A 17,423-nucleotide genomic window follows, 5' to 3' on the forward strand; every position below is an offset into this window, starting at 1 on the left:
GTCAGCGGCTATTTCACAGTCATAACGGGAATGTCCACGTTGTGCAGGATGCCGTAGCTCACGCTACCCAGCATGCCGCGAAGCGCTCCCACGCCGCGGCGGCCCATGACAATCAGGTCAACGTTGTGATCCTCGGCATAGCAGATGATGCCCTCGGTGGGGGAATACGACGGCTCCACCGCGACGACCAGCCCGTCCGTGGAAATGTTGGCCTGCGCCAGCTCGGCGAGCATGGCCTCCTTGGCGGCGTTCACGCGCCTGTTCAGGTACACCTCGAAACCGTCGTAATCGCTCAGGCCGGATTCAGCGCCGGCGGCTTCGGCCACGCGCAGCACATGCACGGTCACGCCTTCGACGCCGTCAGCCAAGTCGATGGCGGCCTCCAGGGCGTTTACCGCATGTTCGGAGCCGTCGAAAGGAACGAGCAGATTCTTGTACTTCATAAGGTCGGTCTCCTCTCCGCCGTATAGAGGCAGGTTCGATACGCAGGCATCCGCGCAGCCTGCGGGTGCTTCTCTCCGTTGCATAAAGGCGGGTTGAATCGCCAATACGATTGTATGACTTTTTATGTTGCTTGGCGTGCTTTTTTCGGCATATTCGGGGCGTGTGGCAAAACGGGCTTGCAAATACCCCACGGGGGTATATACTGTTGCATCAGATGCCCCCAGGGGGTATCTGTCCAACCATTACGGAAGGTGTGCCATGGGTGCTGAGAACACAGAGGTTCAAGCCGCTGCCGAGCAGGCGGAACACGGTTGCTGCTGCGGACGCCACAAGGATACGGAACGCTCGCAGGAGTTCCAGGCTGATCTGCAGAAACGTCTGAACCGCGTCATCGGGCAGCTCAACGGCGTGAAGCGCATGATCGACGATAACCGCTACTGCGGCGACGTGCTGGTGCAACTGGCGGCGGCCGAGGCGGCCATCAAGCGCACGTCGGATATCGTCCTGCGCGACCACCTGGAAACGTGCGTGACCGAGCAGATCAAGGCCGGCAACACCGAAATCATCGACGAGGTCATGGACCTCATGCGGAAATTCAGGTAACCACTGGCGGCCGTTTATGGCTGCCGTTTCTTACGTTGCAGGCCGAACCCCCTGGTCGGCAGCGTTTTTCTGAAAGGACGGGATATGAAGCAGACATTCGATGTGACAGGCATGTCGTGCGCGGCGTGCTCGTCGCGGGTCGACAAATGCACGCGCGGCGTCGAAGGCGTCGCGGACGTGGCGGTGAACCTGCTCAAGAACAGCATGGAGGTCGAATACGACCCCGAGGCAACCCCTGAGCAGATTGCCCGGATCAATGAGGAAATTTCCGCCACCGTGGACAAGGCGGGTTACGGCGCCACGCCCCGCGCCGTGCAGGCCGCGGCAGGCGGTACGGCAAACGGCAAGTCCACAGCACAGCTCGCCCACGAGGCGGCAACCAAGAACGCCGTCGCCAACGAGAAGCACATGCGCATGCGTCTGATTCTGTCCATCGTGTTCTGTGTGCCCCTGTTCTACCTGGCCATGGGCCACATGATGGGTTGGCCGCTGCCGAGCGTCTTCCTCGGGCACGAGCACATGATGGTCACCGCCCTGGCCGAACTCGTGCTGGTGGCGCCGATTATCTTCATCGATTTCAAATTCTTCAGCAACGGCTTCAAAAGCCTGTTCCACGGCGCGCCGAACATGGACTCGCTCATTGCGCTCGGCGCCACGGCGTCCACCGCATATAGCATCGCGAACATGTTCATCATGGCCAACGCCATGGGGCAGGGCGACTTGGAATCGGCGCACGAGGCGTTCATGGGGTTGTACTTCGATTCTGCGGGTATGATCTTGACTCTGATCACGCTGGGCAAGTACTTCGAAGCCCGCGCCAAGGGCCGCACCACCGACGCCATCTCCAAGCTTATGGACCTGGCGCCCAAAACCGCCAACGTGTTGCGTGACGGCGTCGAAACCGAAGTGCCCGTCGAACAGGTGCGCGTCGGCGACGTGCTGGTGGTCCGCGCGGGTGAGGGTGTGCCGCTGGACGGCGTGGTGCTTGAAGGCAGCGCATCGGTGGACGAATCGGCCATCACGGGCGAAAGCGTGCCGGTGGACAAGCACGTCGGCGACCCTGTGACCGGTGCCACCATCAACAAGTCCGGTTACTTCACCATGGAAGTCCAGCGCGTCGGCGACGACACGGTGCTGGCGGGCATCATCGCGCTGGTCGACGAAGCCACCAGCTCCAAGGCGCCCATTCAGAACATGGCCGACAAGATCGCCGGCATCTTCGTGCCCGCGGTCATCGGGTTCGCCATCCTCGTCTTCGTGTTGTGGATGCTGCTGGCGGCCCCCTTCGAAACCGCGCTCACCCATGCCATCTGCGTGCTGGTCATCTCCTGCCCCTGCGCATTGGGCCTGGCCACGCCCACGGCCATCATGGTGGGTACGGGCCGCGGCGCTTCCAACGGCATTCTCATCAAGTCCGCCGACTCCCTCGAAACCGCCGGCCGCATCAAGACCGTCGTGTTCGACAAGACCGGAACCATCACCCAAGGCAAACCGGGCGTGGTGGACGTGGCCCCTGCAAATGGCGTGGCCGCTTCCGACCTGGTGGCTTTGGCCAGCGCCGTGGAGTCCAAGTCCGAACACCCCGTGGCCCAGGCCATTGTGGAATACGCCGAATCTCAAGGCATCCAGCCTGTTCAGGACACTGTTTCCGACTTCACCCAGGTGCCTGGCGAAGGCGTGCGCGCCCTTGTGGGCGGACGCACCTGCCTGGCCGGCAACGCCCGCATGATGGCTTCCAACCAGGTGGCGCTGGACAATGCCGAAGACGCCGCCGAACGTTATGCCGACGAGGGCGCGACACCTCTGTTTTTCGCGCTGGACGGCAAACTGCAGGGCATCATAGCCGCAGCCGACGCCATCAAACCCACCAGTGCTCGAGCTATTCGCGAACTGCACGCCATGGGCATCGACACAGTCATGCTCACGGGCGACAACGAGCGCACGGCTCACGCCATCCAGAAGCAGGCGGGCCTCGGCAAGGTCATCGCCGGCGTGCTGCCTCAGGATAAGGAGCGCGAGGTTGCGCGGCTGTCCCAGGAGGGCGGCGTGGGCATGGTGGGCGACGGCATCAACGACGCGCCGGCTTTGGCCCGCGCCGACGTGGGCATCGCCATCGGCGCCGGCACCGACATCGCCATCGAAAGCGCCGATCTGGTGCTTATGCGTTCCGACCTGATGGACGTGCCCGCGGCCATCCAGCTGTCTCGCCGTACGCTGCGCACCATCAAGCAGAACCTGTTCTGGGCGCTTATCTACAACGTCATCTGCATCCCCATTGCGGCGGGCCTGTTCTCGTGGGCGGGGTTGACCCTCGATCCGATGATCGGCGCGGCCGCCATGAGCTTCAGCTCGGTGTGCGTGGTTACCAACGCGCTGCGTTTGCGCACGTGGAAGCCGAAATTCGTCACGCCTGAGGAGCCTTCTGCCCAGGTGACTTCGGTCCAGGCGCCGAAGGCGTCGCCCGCGCTCGAATCGGCCGCGCCCGCGCCCGCGCCCCAGCCTGCGGCGGCCCCTGCACCTGCGGCGAAGCCCGAACTTCCCACCGAGCCCGAGGACCTTTCCGCACCTGACGGAACTGTCGCCGTGAAAACCCTCGCCGTGAAGGAGATGATGTGCGGCCACTGCGTGCGATGGGTCACGCAGGCGCTGCAGGATGTAGAAGGCGTGCTGCGTGCAGACGTCAGCCTGAGCAGGGAGAACGCCGTGGTGTACTTGAACCGCGACGTGCCTGATGACGTGCTGACCGCAGCCACCGACGAACAGGGTTATCCCGCGCAGGTCATAGAAACGCAAGCCAATTAAGGAAGGGAACAGCAATGCAGAAAACCATCAACGTCGAAGGCATGATGTGCGTCAAGTGCGAGGGTCGTGTGACCAAGGCCCTGAACGCGCTCGAAGGAGTCGAGGTCATCAAGGTCAGCCACGAGGAGAACGTCGCCGTGGTCGAGGCCGCCGACTCCGTGGCAGACCAGACCCTGGTCGACGCTGTCGTCAACGCGGGATATGCCGCGGCTATGGCGTAACAACGCGCCTGAAGAGCTGATTTGTTGAAGGGGGTGTGCTTCGCCACGCCCCTTTGCTATGCTGCGTCAAAACTTTTCGAAAGGGGATTCATGTACCAGTTCCAACCGCGCGGCGTTTGCGCGCGCCTGATCAATTTCGATGTCCGCGACGGCAACGTCCATGACGTGTCGTTTGTGGGTGGATGCAACGGCAACCTGAAAGCTAACAGCAAGATTATCGAAGGCATGCCTGCTGAGCAGGTTATTTCGATACTCGAAGGAAACGACTGCGCCGGTCGCGGCACCAGCTGCACCGACCAGCTGACCCAGGCCTTGCGCCTGGCCATTGAGGACCAGTCCCGCAACGCTGCTGCTGTTGCGAACTAGCTTGTACCGCCAACCAGGCTTCGGCGGTAGAAATCGCGAGTGCGGTTGTGTTTTACGAGTAATCGGCTAGTATTTCGGTTCAGCCAGCAGATAGGGGCGCAGCTGCTCGGGGACGAAGTCTATTTCTTCATCGGCGCGCTCTTCTGGCGACAGCTCCGGTATCTGCTCATGTAATACCGCCCGTCTTTCATACTCATGTCGCTCTATGCCGCAAAGCCCGGTGGCAATGTGCTTTAAGCGGCCTCGGCCTCGGTGGATTCATCGGCTGTGGCTTCGACGTCTTCTTCCGTCGAATCGACCAGGGTCAGCTGCTGGGTGTCTGCTTCGTTGGAGCTCAATCGGTCGGAGCCGCCCGCCGGCGAGACCTCTTCCCAGTCCACAGGGATGTTCTCGTCAGTCATGACTGCATTCGTGAAGTCGCGGATGTAGTTGTAGTCGTCGTATTCCTGCGAGTGGACGTTCTCGTTGGATTCCTCCTCACCCATGTTGGCCGCGAAGCGAACCCATGTGTCGCCGCCGTTGGACCACTCGATGGTGGGGTGCCACATGCAGTTCTGGACGGCGACAGTGCCGTCTTCCTGCGGGACGAAATCGCAGGTGAAAATACCGCTGATGATGGTGTTCGTGATGGTCCAGCCGCTGACGAAATCCGACAGTCCGTATACCACGGGGATGGTGTTGCCGCTGTCGCCTGTGACGTACTCGGCGGGCTGAATACTGTGGGCGTGCGTGCCGATGACCAGGTCGACATCCTCGTCCGCCAGGAACTTCGCGTATTCCAGCTGCTGGCTGTTGATTTCGGTGGAGTACTCGTCGCCCCAGTGCATCGACACGATGACCACGTCGGCCACCTCCTGGGCGCGCGCGATGTCGGCGTGCATCAGGTCCTTGTCGAAGACGCATTCGTAATAGTTGTTGGGCATGTCCTCGGGGTTGGTGTAATAGCTGTTGTCCGCGTAGCAGTACGCCAGAAACGCGAAGGTGATGCCGTTGCGCTCGATCATGTGGACGGTTTCGCGGTCCTCCTGCGTCAGGTAGCTGCCGCCGATCAGCAGCTCGGGGTAGTTCGCCCACACCTGGTGGCTGCGCTCGATGCCGTAGGCGCCGCAGTCGTACAGATGGTTCGTGCAGAAGTTGACCAGGTTGAAGCCCAGCGTATTAATGACGGCGGCTTCGTTGTCGGGGCTGTTGAAGCTGGGCCAGCCGGCGATGGCGAATTGGTCGGTGCCGGCCATGACGGTTTCCTGGTTGATGTAGCGCAGGTCGAAGGTGTCGATGTAGGGCGCAACCTCACGGTAGAAGGGCAGGAAGTCGTACAGACCGTCGCCGTAATCGCCGGCGTAGGCATCGGCGATGGCCAGCGAGTTGTCCGAGCCGATCTGGTCGCCCACGGCGCACAGCGTGACCTTGTCTTCGCTGGCGGCCTTGGTGTCGCGACCGAGCACTGTGTAGTTGATGCCGCTTTCGGTGGTGCCGTGCACGACGCCGTTCTCGTCGACGGTTTCAGTGGCGCCGTCCAGCTTGTTGCTGAACCGGTTGCTCTCGGGCTCTGCGGCCTCTTCCTCCGCTTCAGCAGGGGCGTCCGATACGTCGGAATTCAGGATGCCGTGGGATGACCCGAAGACCGACCCGCTGACGGGATAGATATCGTTATCAGAAACGCAGTCGTGCAGCGTGATACCCATGACGATGACGAACGCCACGGAAATGGCGGCTACGACGGTGCGCGAAATGACGTCTTTCATGTTTCCTCCGATAATCAAGTCATTGTGCACAGTATACGCTCATCAGGCAGGTTGCGCCGCCCGAACACGTGCTCTGCCCCCGATGCTCATCTTCGGATGGTCATTTGGGCTACATGCCGATTGGCGGTGTCGCCACTGCGTTTGCGGGGCAGGAAACCTGCCTTTTTGGCCCCGCGAAGCTAGCCGATGTGCACGAAACCGAGAAGTGTACGCCGACGATCAGAAAACCCCCCCAATTTTTGAAAAGACCAGCGAAAAGATAATATACATATTAATTAATAATGTGGCGTAACACGCTCGAGAAATTGTGAGAGCAGGCTCTCAAAGCCCCGATTGTCGTACACTTCTCGGTTTCGTGCACAGAGGGGTGCTCCCGCTAGGCCAATTGGCGGTATGTGCGGGTGCTTGCGAACGCGCGCGTCAGCGGCTGGCGTCCGCTCGGTTTCGCGCACGTGGGACGACTCTTGGCCGCAACGGCGGTGCGCACGTCATGCCGATCAAAGCGTACGGCACTTTTCGGATGGTATACTGGCTGCAACCGATCCCCTACGAGAAGGAGGCGTCTATGGCCGCAGGACTTTGGGATGACCTGGCACGTTTGAAGAAATGCACGTGGGTGGAGCTTTCGCATCCGCTCAACGAGAGCAGCCCGTACTGGGGCGGCATGCCCGACGGGGTGGTGGAGCTGAACAAAGTGGTGTTCGACTACGACGAGGAAATCCTGAGCTGCCGTATCCATGTGCAGAAATTCCCCGGCCAGTTCGGCACGCACATTGACTTCCCGTTGCACTTCGAGGAGGGCCTGGCGGCCTCCGAAGAATACGGGCTGGAGCACATGGCCTATCCGCTGGTGGTTCTGGACATCACGCCGCAGGTGGAGCGGAACTGCGAATACGCCGTAACCGTCGATGACATCAAGGCGTACGAGAAGGAATTCGGCAAGATTCCCGAAGGCGCGTTCGTGGCCCTGCGCACCGATTGGTCGAAGCGCTGGCCGGACAACAACGCCCTCAACAACTTCGATGCCGAAGGCGGCGAGCATTGCCCCGGTTGGTCGATGGAGGCCCTGAAGTTCCTGTACGAGGAGCGTCGCATCGCAGCCAACGGGCACGAGACCTTCGACACCGATGCCAGCCCGCTGGCCGTCGCCGCAGACGACCTGGCCTGCGAACGGTACGTGCTGGCCAACGGCCATGTGCAGGTGGAGGTCATGGCCAATCTTGATCTGGTGCCGCAGTGGGGCGCCATCATCTTCGTGGCCTGGCCGCGTATCGAGGGTGCATCCGGCATGCCCGTCCGCGCCTGGGCCGTGTTCGAATAAAACGCAGGCTTTTGGCCCCGCGCGAGGGTGAGGCGCCTTGATTTTCTTGGCGCAAAAGGCCGTTTTCGGGATGAGGGGCGTTCGTCCAGAGGCTAGAGCAGCTGTTCTAAGGATTCCACCCAGGCGTCGGCTGTGGCCACGATGGCTTCGCGGTCGCACTCGTTGGCAGGGTCCAAGGCCGCAAGCACGGGGAAGCCTGCCCGCTTGGCGGTTTGGCAGGCATGCAGGGTGTCTTCGAAAATGAGCGTGTGTTCGCGGCGCGTGCCCAGATGCGCCAGGGCCGCTTCGTACACCAAAGGCTCGGTCTTGCTGGCTCCGACCTCGCTGCAGATGAACAGGCCTTCGAACAGGTCGATTACGCCCAGACGCGTAAGGGCGGCCTCCACCAAGCGCCGCTCCGACGCGGTGGCTACCACCATGGGCGCGCCGGCGCTTTTCATGGTGGAGAACAGTTCGCGGGCGCCTGGCTTGAGGGGGATCTCGAAGCGGTACGAGTCCACGATGCCGTCGACGACGCCCTCCATAATCTGGTCGATGGTCTCGCTTAGGCCATAAGTTTGCTGCATATATTCGGCAGACTGCTCCAGCGTCATGCGGCGGAAGTGGTGCTTGATGTCGTCGTTGGGCACCTTGCCGCGTCTAATCAGGTATTCCTCACCCAAGTTGTTCCAATAGGGCATGGAATCGAGAAGGGTGCCATCCAAATCGAAGATGGCACCCTGAATGTCTATGTCAATGCCAGGGACGTGCATTTACAGCGGATCGACTTCCTTCGGATCGAGTTCGTGAAGCTTCTCAGCCGCAGCTTCCGCAGCCAGCTCGCGGTCGGTGGCCGACAAGGGGCTGGGCTTGACGATCGGGTCGATGACAGCCGGGATGGGCGCTGCAGGCGTGAACAAGCTTACCACAGGAACGACGATCAGGCTCAGGATCATGGCCAAGGCGCCGGCCACGATGGGGCTGCTCAGGAACGGAACGATCATGTTGGTGGTGGTGAGGCCCACGCCCAGGATGAAGCTGATCCGCACGGAGGCCTTGCTGATGCGCTTGCTGTACAGACCCCACAGGAAGGGACCGAGGAAGGAGCCGGCCAGCGCGCCCCAGCTGATGCCCATGAGCTGCGCGATGAACGTGATGGAGCTGTGGTACTGCACCAGGGCGATGCCGGCGGAGATGACCACGAACACCACGAGCAGGCCGCGGATCCACAGCACGCGCTGCTTCTCGTTCATGTCCTTGACCAGGTTGTCTTCCACCAGGTCAAGGGTGAGGGTGGACGAAGAGGTGAGCACCAGGGAGCTCAGCGTGGACATGGAGGCGGACAGGACCAGGACCACGACCAGGCCGACGAGCAGCTCAGGCAGGCTGGAAAGCATCGTGGGGATGATGGAGTCGAAGATCGGCGTGCCGTTCTCGGCGTAGGCGATCTGGTCTGCGTACAGCTCGCCGAAGCCGCCCAGGAAGTAGCTGCCACCGGCGACGACCAGCGCGAACAGGGTGGAGATGATGGCGCCCTGCTTGATGGCGGGGCCGGACTTGATGGCGTAGAACTTGGTGATCATCTGCGGCAGGCCCCAGGTGCCCAGGCTGGTCAGGATGATGACCGACAGCAGGCCAACCGGGTCGGGTCCGAAGAAGCTGACGAAGGCGCCTTGCAGGTCGCTTCCCTGTGCGGGGACCTGCGAAAGGGCAATCTGGGCCTCCATGAAGCCGCCGTTGCTGGCAAGCACGGCACCGATGACGGCGACGATGCCGACAAGCATGATGATGCCCTGCAGGAAGTCGTTGACCACGGTGGCCATGTAGCCGCCAAGTACCACGTAGATGCAGGTCACGACAGCCATGGCGATGACGCAGACCTCGTAGGGGATGCCGAAGGCCATGCCGAACAGGCGAGACAGGCCGTTGTAGACGCTGGCGGTGTAGGGGATCAGGAAGATGAAGATGATGGCGGCCGACGCGATGCGCAGGCTTTTGCTGGAGTAACGCTTGCCGAAGAACTCGGGCATCGTGGTTGCCTGGAGGCGCTGCGTCATCTCGCGGGTGCGGGGACCCAGGATCCACCAGGCCATGAGGCTGCCGATGAGCGCGTTGCCCAGGCCGATCCAGGTTGCGGCCAGGCCGTATTTCCAGCCGAACTGTCCGGCGTAGCCGACGAAGATGACGGCCGAGAAGTAAGAGGTGCCGTATCCGAACGCAGAGAGCCAGGGGCCGACGTTGCGGCCGCCCAGGACGAAGCCGGCGACGTTGGAGTCTTTTTGTCGGGTCGAGACGCCGACACCGATGACGATGCCGATGAAGATCAGGACCATCAGAACTTTTGCAATCATGGTAGTTTCCTTAATCGTTTGCGGTGCAGGGCAGAAGGATGCGCCGCTGCGACCGTCTTGTGCCACCCTGGCAGGCCAGGGCCACGAAATGGCAGAAGACGCACGCAGTCCAGCGCACGGCGGAGGCGCACACGGCAATCTGGTCAGGCATTACGTGCAGCAGCTGACAAGCAACCGTGTGCTAGAGGTATCGATAGGAATAATAGATGTAGGTGGAGGCGAAAGAAAAACCGCACAGCCCGCGGGCTGCGTTCAGAGACGTGATATGTCGGACGTTTCCTTTCATGTTGGAGGGATTATACTCCAAACTTTAGCGTGCGCAAGTGAAAACTTTAGTCTGATGGAGCGAATAACGCACGACGGGGGCAGCTCGGCGCATGCGGTGCTCTGCGAGCGTCGCGAAAGTGCGGAATCCTCGAAAACCATCTGGCAACAACCTGTCATGAACGCGCAGTAGCAACTATAATGGGACCATGTGAATCGGCGTGCCGCGGTGGCGTGACGCCGCGGGCGAAGAATAGGAGGCCATCATGGCAAATAGGCTTGGAACTCTGCTGGTCGGCGGTCTGGTTGGCGCGGGCATCGCGCTTCTGTATTCTCCGAAGAACGGTGCGGAAAACCGTGCGCTGGTGCTCGAGAAGGCTAACGCGCTGTGGGGCCAGGCTCAGACCTATGGCGGCCAGGCAGCCGAGCGCGGCCAGGAGTTCTACTCCCAGGCACGCAGCACGGGCGGTCAGACCTATGCCCAGGTTGCCGAGCGCAGCCAGGCCGTGTACACCGACATCAAGTCCAAGGGCGTTTCCGCATATCAGGCCGTGGCCGAAGGCGCCAAGAAGGCTGCCGACACGGCAGGTTCGTACGCGAAAGGCACGGCCCAGCGTGTGCAGGAAACCGCGAGCGGCGCTGTGAAGCCCGCATTTTCCGACGAGTCCGACGATCTGCGCGCCCGCATCGACGAGGCCCGCGAACGCATTGCCGCTCAGGTCGCCAAGAACGCCGAAGAAGCCAAGGCTGCTGCGACCGAGGTCGTCGCCGCTGAGGCCGAAGAGGTTGCAGCCGAGGCCGAAGAAGTCGCCGCCGAGGCTGCGCCCGAGACGGCTGCAGCCGAATAGGGCGAACCGTTCGGAACCGTTCGATATTCAGTGGAGGTCGGCTGTGCCGGCCTCCATTCGCAATGGAGGGATTAACCGCAGATGGCACGACAGAAGCTGATGACCAGCAACGATTTTGAGAAAATCCGCGTGCTGGGAGGGAAAAAGGGTACCAAGCGCATCGGCAAGGTGAAGACCTGCGTGTTCCATCCACGGGAGAAGCGCTGCATCGGATTCATCGTGAAGCGGCCCGACGCCGCCATGATGTTCCATCGTAAAGATATCTTCGTGCCGCTGGACGGCTATGATTTCGCCAACGGGCGCATCGTGATTCATCCCGATGCGGAAACCTCAGGCGAGGCTTACTGCAAGAAACATGGCATAGACTGGGACCGCTGCATCCTGTGGTCCGGCATGCCCATGATTTCCGAAAACGGCGAAGAGCTGGGCTACGTGGGCAACATGACCTTCGACGTAGAAACCGGCGAGTTGATTTCCGTGGTCGCGTCCAACGGAGCCACGGCGAAGTACCTGCTGGGCACGCTGGAGGTGCCGGCCAGTTACGTGAAGGGCTTCCGGACCGGCATCGGCGCGGAGCTTTCCATCGGCGGCAACGCGGGTGGGGAAGAGGAAGAAGTGTTCCACGGCGCCATCCTGGTGTCCGACGACGTGTGGGAACTGGAGCCGGAGGGCGGCTGGGCGGAATCCGCCGGCGAGGCCGTGGCGAAGGCGAAAGCCAAGGCCAAAGACGCGGCCGCCAGCGTCAAGCCGCATACGGATGCGGCCGTCGCAGCTGCAGGCGAGGCCATCAACAAAGGCGCTTATGCCACCGGCAAACAGATAGCCGCCAGCAAAGGCATGTTCTCTGCGTTCAAGGACGAGTTCCAGAAGGGCCGTGCCGGTGAGGCCAGCGAGCTGGAGGAAGAAGCAGACGAGCCCGGCATGTTCGCGGCCTTCAAGCAGGAATTCGACAAGGCCCGCGGCAACGAGCCGGAAGAACCCGAGGAAGACGAATACGAGGACGAAGACCTCGAATACGAAGAGGACGACATCGAAGAGGATGACCTCGACGAAGACGAGGACGAGGAATACGACGCGGACGATTCCGAGTACGAGTACGAAGTCGACGAGTACGAAGACGACGATGAGTACGAAGAGGAAGAGCCCGAGCCGAAACCCGCGAAGCCTTCCGCCAGGGGCATGTTCGCAGCCTTCAGGGACGAATACAACAAGGCGTTGAATGAATAAAGAGTCAGAGCACAACGCGGCGCACCGCATCCGCGAAACCATTCAGGCAAAATCGGCGGAAATCAAAGGGCGCGAGGCCGAAGTCGAGGAGAAACTCGACGTTCGCGTGGTCCATCAGCCCAAAAGCACGCGGCTGACCCAGGCTGACCTGGCAAAACTCGGTCTTATGGCCGTATTCTTCCTGCTTGTGCTGGTTCTGTTCGTGCTCATGTTGCCCTGGATCAAAGAGCTTACCGAAGTGAGCGGGCGCGAAGAGCTGGTTTCTCAGGTTCGCAGCGCCGGGCCTGTGGGCGTGCTCATGCTATTGGGTTTGCAATTGCTCCAGATTATCGTGGCGTTCATCCCCGGCGAGGCCGTGCAGATGGTGGCCGGCATGATGTACGGTCCTTTGGGCGGCACGCTCATCATCCTTACGGGCTGCCTGTTTTCCAGCGCGCTGTTGTTCGCCGTGGTGCATAAGCTGGGCGCACCCTTTGTGCGTGCCATGATTCCCGAAAAATGGATGGGCAAGCTGGAAGACTTCGAGAACTCCGGCAACAAGCTCGACATCATGGTGTTCGTGCTGTTCCTCATCCCCGGCATGCCCAAGGACGTGCTTACCTACCTGGTGCCGCTGACCAATATGAAGATGAGCCGGTTCGTGGGGCTGACCACCATCGCCCGCATCCCCGGCGTGGTCATGTCGACTTCGGCCGCCAACGGGCTGCTGGAGGGAAACTACATGCTTGTTGCCGCAATCTGCGGCGTCATTGCGGTCGTGGCTGTGATCGGCTTCTTCAACCGCGATAGGATCATGGCCGCATTCCAAAAGAAGCAGAAAAAGTAAGCTCGGCGGTTGCCGACGAATACCGATAGGAGCCCCATGCGTCTCATTTCCTGGAACGTCAACGGCCTTCGTGCCGCCGTCAAAAAAGGGTTTGAAGAGTCTTTTGCCACGCTGAACGCGGACGTGTTCGCGCTGCAAGAGACCAAACTGCAGGAGGGCCAGATCAGCCTTGACCTGCCCGGATACTTCCAAAACTGGAGCTATGCCGAAAAGAAGGGTTATTCCGGCACCGCCGTGTTCTCCAAAGAGGAGCCGCTGCAGGTGGTCCACCATGTGGGTGTGCCCGAGCTTGACCTGGAGGGAGCATCTGCGCCTGCGAGTTCGAGAAATACTGGTTCGTGGACGTGTACACGCCGAACGCGCAGGACGGCCTGGCCCGCATCGACCACCGCATGGCCTGGGACGCGGCGTTTCGCGAATTCTGCAAGAACCTGGAGGCGGGCCATGTGCCGGCCGGCCTGGGCTATGCCGAAACCGCGTCCAAGCCGGTCATCATGTGCGGCGACTTCAACGTGGCTCACAACGAAATCGACCTGAAGAACCCCGGCCCCAACCGCGGTAACGCAGGCTTTTCCGACGAGGAGCGCGAATCGTTCACCAAGCTGCTGGATGCCGGTTTCGCGGATACCTTCCGCATGCTGCACCCCGACCTGGCGGGTGTCTATTCGTGGTGGAGCTACCGGTTCAACGCGCGCAAGAACAACGCCGGGTGGCGCATCGACTACTTCCTGGTCAGCGACCAGCTGCGCGAATCCGTGGAGACTGCGAGCATTTACGGTGAAGTCATGGGCAGCGACCATTGCCCCGTCGGTCTTGAAATTGCCCTATAGGCTATAATTTACCAATTATGCAAGTTTTCATAGGAAGGCCAGGCAGGTGCAGCGCACAAGCGTGAAAGATCGTAAGCGTGCTCGCAACAGGGCGATTGTGTCCCTGCGGGCGGAGCTTATCGTGCTGTGCTCCATTGTCCTCCTAGGCATTTGGCTGGGCGTCTTGACCGCGTTGGTTAAGCTGGTGATCGGCTAACCATGTGGCAGAAGTTCACATTCCGAGACCTTCGCGTTATCGTGAAGTTCCTGGGCGTGCTGGTTACGTTTTCGGCAGGAGCCATGTGCGTTCCCCTGGTCGTGGCGCTGGCCATGCGCGAATGGAGTTCGGCGACGCATTACATCGTGGGCATCGGCGTGGCGCTGTGCATGGGTTCGCTCATGCGGCTTGCTTACGTAAAGAAAGCGAAGCTCACCACGCAGCAGGCGCTGGCCGTCACAGGTTTCGCCTGGCTGCTGTTGGCCGTAACTGGCAGCGTGCCGCTGGCGTTGTCTGGGCATTTCGGCAGCTACCTGGATGCGTTTTTCGAGAGCATGAGCTCGTGGACCACGACGGGCGCGTCGCTGGCGCAGGATGTGGACCACATGTCGTTTGCGGACAACACCTGGCGGTTCACCATGCAATGCATCGGCGGCCAAGGCGTGGTCGTTATCGCGCTGTCGTTGGGCTTGTTCGGGCGCGCGGTGGATTCGTCGCTGTACGAATCCGAGGGCCGCAGCGAGCACGTCATCCCCAACATCATGCAGACGACCCGGTTCATCGTGAAGCTTTCCGCCGTGGTGGGCGTGGCCGGATTGATCGTGTTCACAATCCTGTGCCTGGCCATCGGCATGGAGCCCGTGCGTGCGTTCTTCAACGGTCTGTGGCTTTCGGTAGCGTCGTTCAATACCGGCGGCATGACGTCGATGAGCCCGGGCATCAACTATTACCACTCGCTTGCCATCGAGCTGGTGGTCATCCTTCTGGCCATGTACGGTTCCATCAACTTCACGCTGCACGGTGAAATCTGGAAGGGCCACATCGTGCCGTTCTTCCAGGACATCGAGGTGAAAACCAGCGTCGTCTGGCTGACCGTCGCCACTGCCGCTTTTGTGGCAGCGTTGTGCGCGGCGGGCGCGTATGCCGATTACCCCACGCTGGTGCGGCGCGGCATCTTCACCATTCTGGCCGCATTCACGTCGTCGGGCTTCCAGACCATCAGCCCCAACCAGCTGACGACGGTCGTGTCGTCGGGCGCGCTCATCATCATCGTGTTCGTCATGATCATCGGCGGTTCCGCGGGCAGCACCTCGGGCGGTATCAAGATCCTGCGCGTCGGCGTGCTGGGTAAGGAAGTGGTCGCCTACATCAAAGACCTGCTGGCTCCGCCGTCAGCCCGCCAGGTGGTCACCTACTACCATGTGGGTCGCCGTCCGCTGGCATATAGCCTGGTCAGGGCTAACCTTGCCGTGTTCGTGCTCTATGTCGGGGCGTTTTTGATCACAACCATCGCAACCGTGGCGTACGGCTACGACGCCATGCCTTCCATTTTCGAATCGGTGTCGATGGTTTCCAACATCGGCATGACCGCGGGCATTATCGAACCCGACATGCCCGTCGTGCTGAAGTTCGTGTACATGTTCGACATGTGGGCAGGCCGTCTCGAGTGGGTTACCCTTATCGCCCTCGCCGTATCCGTGATCATGTCCTTCAAGCCTCGAAAGAAGGTGAAGGGCCGTGTCTACTAAAGTGTCAGCTGTAAAGCTGCTCGCCGCGTTCGCGCTGGTGGTTGCGGCCGTATGCGTTTGCGCGGCGTGGTTCGTCCCGGCGTTTGCCGACGAGGTCGAAAACGTTGCCCTGACTGACGAGAACGGATCCGACGGCATGGGCGCGTCTGGTTCGGTGGTTCAGACCGACAGCGAAGACGCCGAAGCCTCCCTGTCCGGGGACGCTTCGGACGAAACCGAGGACGAGGCGTCCGAAGCTACCGAGGAGACAGGCGTTTCCGCAGAAGGCGACGTGAAAGAAGAGGTCATCGAGGGCGATGCGGCCGAAAAGGCCGAGCAGGAGGCCGAAACGGAAGCCGCCACGCGTCTTGACGTGGAGGGCAACTCCATCAACGACGGCCAGCTGGCGGACACGTCGTTTCTGTACGACGCGAGCATTTCCGACCTGAACTCCGCCGACTCTTACTATGACAACCAGAAGGTGCAGGTCCAGGGCGAGGTCGTGGGCGACCCCATCCATCCGCTCGTCGTGGGCGAAGGGTACGTGTGGATCACTTTGCGCGACCCGGAGACCGGCGATTCGGTCGTGGTGTATATGAGTGAGGACAACCTGGCGCTTATCGACACGTACGGAGCCCACGGCAAGACGGGTACCACGCTGCTGGTGCTGGGCACGTACCACCTGGACTGCGCCGAGCACTCCGGCGAAAGCGACCTGCATGCCATATCCGTATCCGCAGTCGAGCCGGGCAGCGAGCATCCCGAGGAATACAAGCCCGGCATGTTCGTGTATCCGCTGTCCGTGGTGGGCCTGGGCGCTGCGCTGGCGCTGCTGTGCTGGTGGCTGAAGGAGCGGGCGAGCTGATGCGGGGCACGGTGGTGAAATTAGACCGGGGCTATCCGCTGGTCAGGTCCGAAGACGGAGTCGAGTGCCGCTGCGAGCACGCGACGTCGCTGGTCAAAGGCGCGCGGGTGCGTGCGACCACGGGTGATGTGGTCGAGTTCTCCATGCCTGCCGGGCATGATAAAGGCGTGATTGAAAAGGTGCTGCCGCGCCGCAACGCCTTCGTGCGAAAAGACCCGGCGGAGCGGTCCATTCCGCAGGTTCTGGCGGCTAACTTCGACACGGTCATGGTGGCCGAGCCGCTGCAAGGCATCAGCATTCGGCGTCTGGAACGCGAGCTGGTGCTGGCTTACAAAAGCGACGCCCAGGTCATCGTGCTTCTGACCAAAGCCGACCTGATCGAGGACGAGACCGAACTGGCCGAAGTCAGGGGCCTGGTAGAGCGCGTGGCCCAGGGGACCGACGTGCTGGTGATTTCCGCCAACGACCCTGCCAGCGTGGAGGCCGTGCGGGCGAAAGTGCCCGAAGGGACCGTTGCCATCCTGTTGGGCAAGAGCGGCGTGGGCAAATCGAGCCTGGTCAACCTGCTGGTGGGTTCCGAAGTGCAGGCCACGGGGTCCATTCGCGAGCGCGACGGACGCGGCCGGCACACGACGGTGTCCCGCGAGATGGTGGAGATTCCCGGGGGCGGCTGCGTGGTCGACATGCCCGGCATCCGCGGACTTGCGTTGTGGGACGCTGACGAGGGCATCGGCGCTGCGTTTTCCGATGTGGAGGAGCTGGCTGAATCCTGCAAATTCCGGGATTGCCGGCACGAGAACGAGCCAGGTTGCGCCGTGCGTGCGGCCATCAAGGCAGGAACGCTGGCGCCCGAGCGGCTGGAAAGCTACCGTCGCTTGAAAGATGAGACCGAACACCTGCGCAAACGTGACGAAGAGGCCCAGCGCATCCGCAGCCGTACGGGCCATCCGCGCCGACGCCGTCGCAACAACTGATTCGCCGCGCGTTTTCCACTGGTGACACGGCCTGTCGCGCCGTCAGCCAATAA

General features: G+C 61.5%; 17 protein-coding genes and 1 pseudogene. 14 read left to right on the plus strand and 4 right to left on the minus strand.

Features of this window, described 5'->3' with window-relative positions; all coding sequences use genetic code 11:
• Positions 1-8: 8 nt before the first annotated feature.
• On the minus strand, positions 9-443 hold the full coding sequence (locus tag SHEL_RS00625) for a universal stress protein (protein WP_012797309.1): 435 nt from the start codon (positions 441-443) through the stop codon (positions 9-11).
• Positions 444-702: 259 nt separating this feature from the next.
• On the opposite strand from SHEL_RS00625, the gene SHEL_RS00630 reads away from it, so the two are divergent.
• The 4 genes from SHEL_RS00630 (at position 703) to SHEL_RS00645 (ending at position 4,436) form a co-directional block, all read left to right on the plus strand.
• Complete coding sequence (locus tag SHEL_RS00630) at positions 703-1,047, plus strand: metal-sensing transcriptional repressor (RefSeq protein ID WP_012797310.1); 345 nt, start codon at positions 703-705, stop codon at positions 1,045-1,047.
• A gap of 84 nt (positions 1,048-1,131) precedes the next feature.
• Positions 1,132-3,849: a heavy metal translocating P-type ATPase gene (locus tag SHEL_RS00635; protein WP_012797311.1), complete on the plus strand. Its 2,718-nt coding sequence runs from the start codon at positions 1,132-1,134 to the stop codon at positions 3,847-3,849.
• Positions 3,850-3,863: 14 nt separating this feature from the next.
• Positions 3,864-4,070 carry a heavy-metal-associated domain-containing protein gene (locus SHEL_RS00640; protein ID WP_012797312.1) on the plus strand — a complete coding sequence of 69 codons (207 nt, stop codon included), beginning with the start codon at positions 3,864-3,866 and terminating at the stop codon, positions 4,068-4,070.
• A gap of 90 nt (positions 4,071-4,160) precedes the next feature.
• Positions 4,161-4,436: a TIGR03905 family TSCPD domain-containing protein gene (locus tag SHEL_RS00645; RefSeq protein ID WP_012797313.1), complete on the plus strand. Its 276-nt coding sequence runs from the start codon at positions 4,161-4,163 to the stop codon at positions 4,434-4,436.
• Between the two features lie 233 nt (positions 4,437-4,669).
• On the opposite strand, the gene SHEL_RS14090 is transcribed toward SHEL_RS00645, so the two are convergent.
• Positions 4,670-6,181: a CapA family protein gene (locus SHEL_RS14090; protein ID WP_012797315.1), complete on the minus strand. Its 1,512-nt coding sequence runs from the start codon at positions 6,179-6,181 to the stop codon at positions 4,670-4,672.
• Between the two features lie 565 nt (positions 6,182-6,746).
• Here SHEL_RS14090 and SHEL_RS00655 point away from each other — a divergent pair.
• Positions 6,747-7,502, plus strand: a complete 756-nt coding sequence (locus SHEL_RS00655; protein WP_012797316.1) for a cyclase family protein — start codon at positions 6,747-6,749, stop codon at positions 7,500-7,502.
• Between the two features lie 92 nt (positions 7,503-7,594).
• On the opposite strand, the gene SHEL_RS00660 is transcribed toward SHEL_RS00655, so the two are convergent.
• Both SHEL_RS00660 and SHEL_RS00665 read right to left on the minus strand, forming a co-directional pair.
• Positions 7,595-8,254: an HAD family hydrolase gene (locus SHEL_RS00660; protein ID WP_012797317.1), complete on the minus strand. Its 660-nt coding sequence runs from the start codon at positions 8,252-8,254 to the stop codon at positions 7,595-7,597.
• Positions 8,255-9,832, minus strand: coding sequence for a sodium:solute symporter family protein (locus SHEL_RS00665; RefSeq protein WP_012797318.1), 1,578 nt, complete (start codon positions 9,830-9,832; stop codon positions 8,255-8,257).
• A gap of 530 nt (positions 9,833-10,362) precedes the next feature.
• On the opposite strand from SHEL_RS00665, the gene SHEL_RS00670 reads away from it, so the two are divergent.
• From SHEL_RS00670 to rsgA, 9 genes and pseudogenes are all read left to right on the plus strand, one after another.
• On the plus strand, positions 10,363-10,944 hold the full coding sequence (locus tag SHEL_RS00670; protein WP_012797320.1) for a YtxH domain-containing protein: 582 nt from the start codon (positions 10,363-10,365) through the stop codon (positions 10,942-10,944).
• Positions 10,945-11,025: 81 nt separating this feature from the next.
• A complete protein-coding gene (locus SHEL_RS00675; RefSeq protein ID WP_012797321.1) occupies positions 11,026-12,171 on the plus strand; it encodes a PRC-barrel domain-containing protein in 1,146 nt (381 codons plus the stop codon).
• Entirely contained in the window at positions 12,164-12,997 is an 834-nt protein-coding gene (locus tag SHEL_RS00680; protein WP_012797322.1) for a TVP38/TMEM64 family protein, read from the plus strand. The genes SHEL_RS00675 and SHEL_RS00680 overlap by 8 nt, the downstream gene beginning before the upstream one ends.
• 36 nt (positions 12,998-13,033) lie before the next feature.
• Positions 13,034-13,318 (plus strand): annotated as a pseudogene (locus SHEL_RS15865) (endonuclease/exonuclease/phosphatase family protein); the annotation flags it as partial.
• 17 nt (positions 13,319-13,335) lie between these two features.
• Positions 13,336-13,827, plus strand: a complete 492-nt coding sequence (locus tag SHEL_RS15870; protein ID WP_302050491.1) for an exodeoxyribonuclease III — start codon at positions 13,336-13,338, stop codon at positions 13,825-13,827.
• 61 nt (positions 13,828-13,888) lie between these two features.
• Positions 13,889-14,023, plus strand: a complete 135-nt coding sequence (locus tag SHEL_RS15725; protein WP_302050492.1) for a hypothetical protein — start codon at positions 13,889-13,891, stop codon at positions 14,021-14,023.
• 2 nt (positions 14,024-14,025) lie between these two features.
• Positions 14,026-15,552, plus strand: a complete 1,527-nt coding sequence (locus SHEL_RS00690; protein ID WP_012797324.1) for a TrkH family potassium uptake protein — start codon at positions 14,026-14,028, stop codon at positions 15,550-15,552.
• Complete coding sequence (locus SHEL_RS14095; protein ID WP_126513703.1) at positions 15,542-16,396, plus strand: hypothetical protein; 855 nt, start codon at positions 15,542-15,544, stop codon at positions 16,394-16,396. Before SHEL_RS00690 ends, SHEL_RS14095 begins: the two co-directional genes overlap by 11 nt.
• Complete coding sequence (rsgA, locus tag SHEL_RS00700; protein WP_012797326.1) at positions 16,396-17,370, plus strand: ribosome small subunit-dependent GTPase A; 975 nt, start codon at positions 16,396-16,398, stop codon at positions 17,368-17,370. The genes SHEL_RS14095 and rsgA overlap by 1 nt, the downstream gene beginning before the upstream one ends.
• Positions 17,371-17,423: the final 53 nt, after the last annotated feature.

It is taken from the genome of Slackia heliotrinireducens DSM 20476 (genome assembly GCF_000023885.1).
Taxonomy (GTDB): domain Bacteria; phylum Actinomycetota; class Coriobacteriia; order Coriobacteriales; family Eggerthellaceae; genus Slackia; species Slackia heliotrinireducens.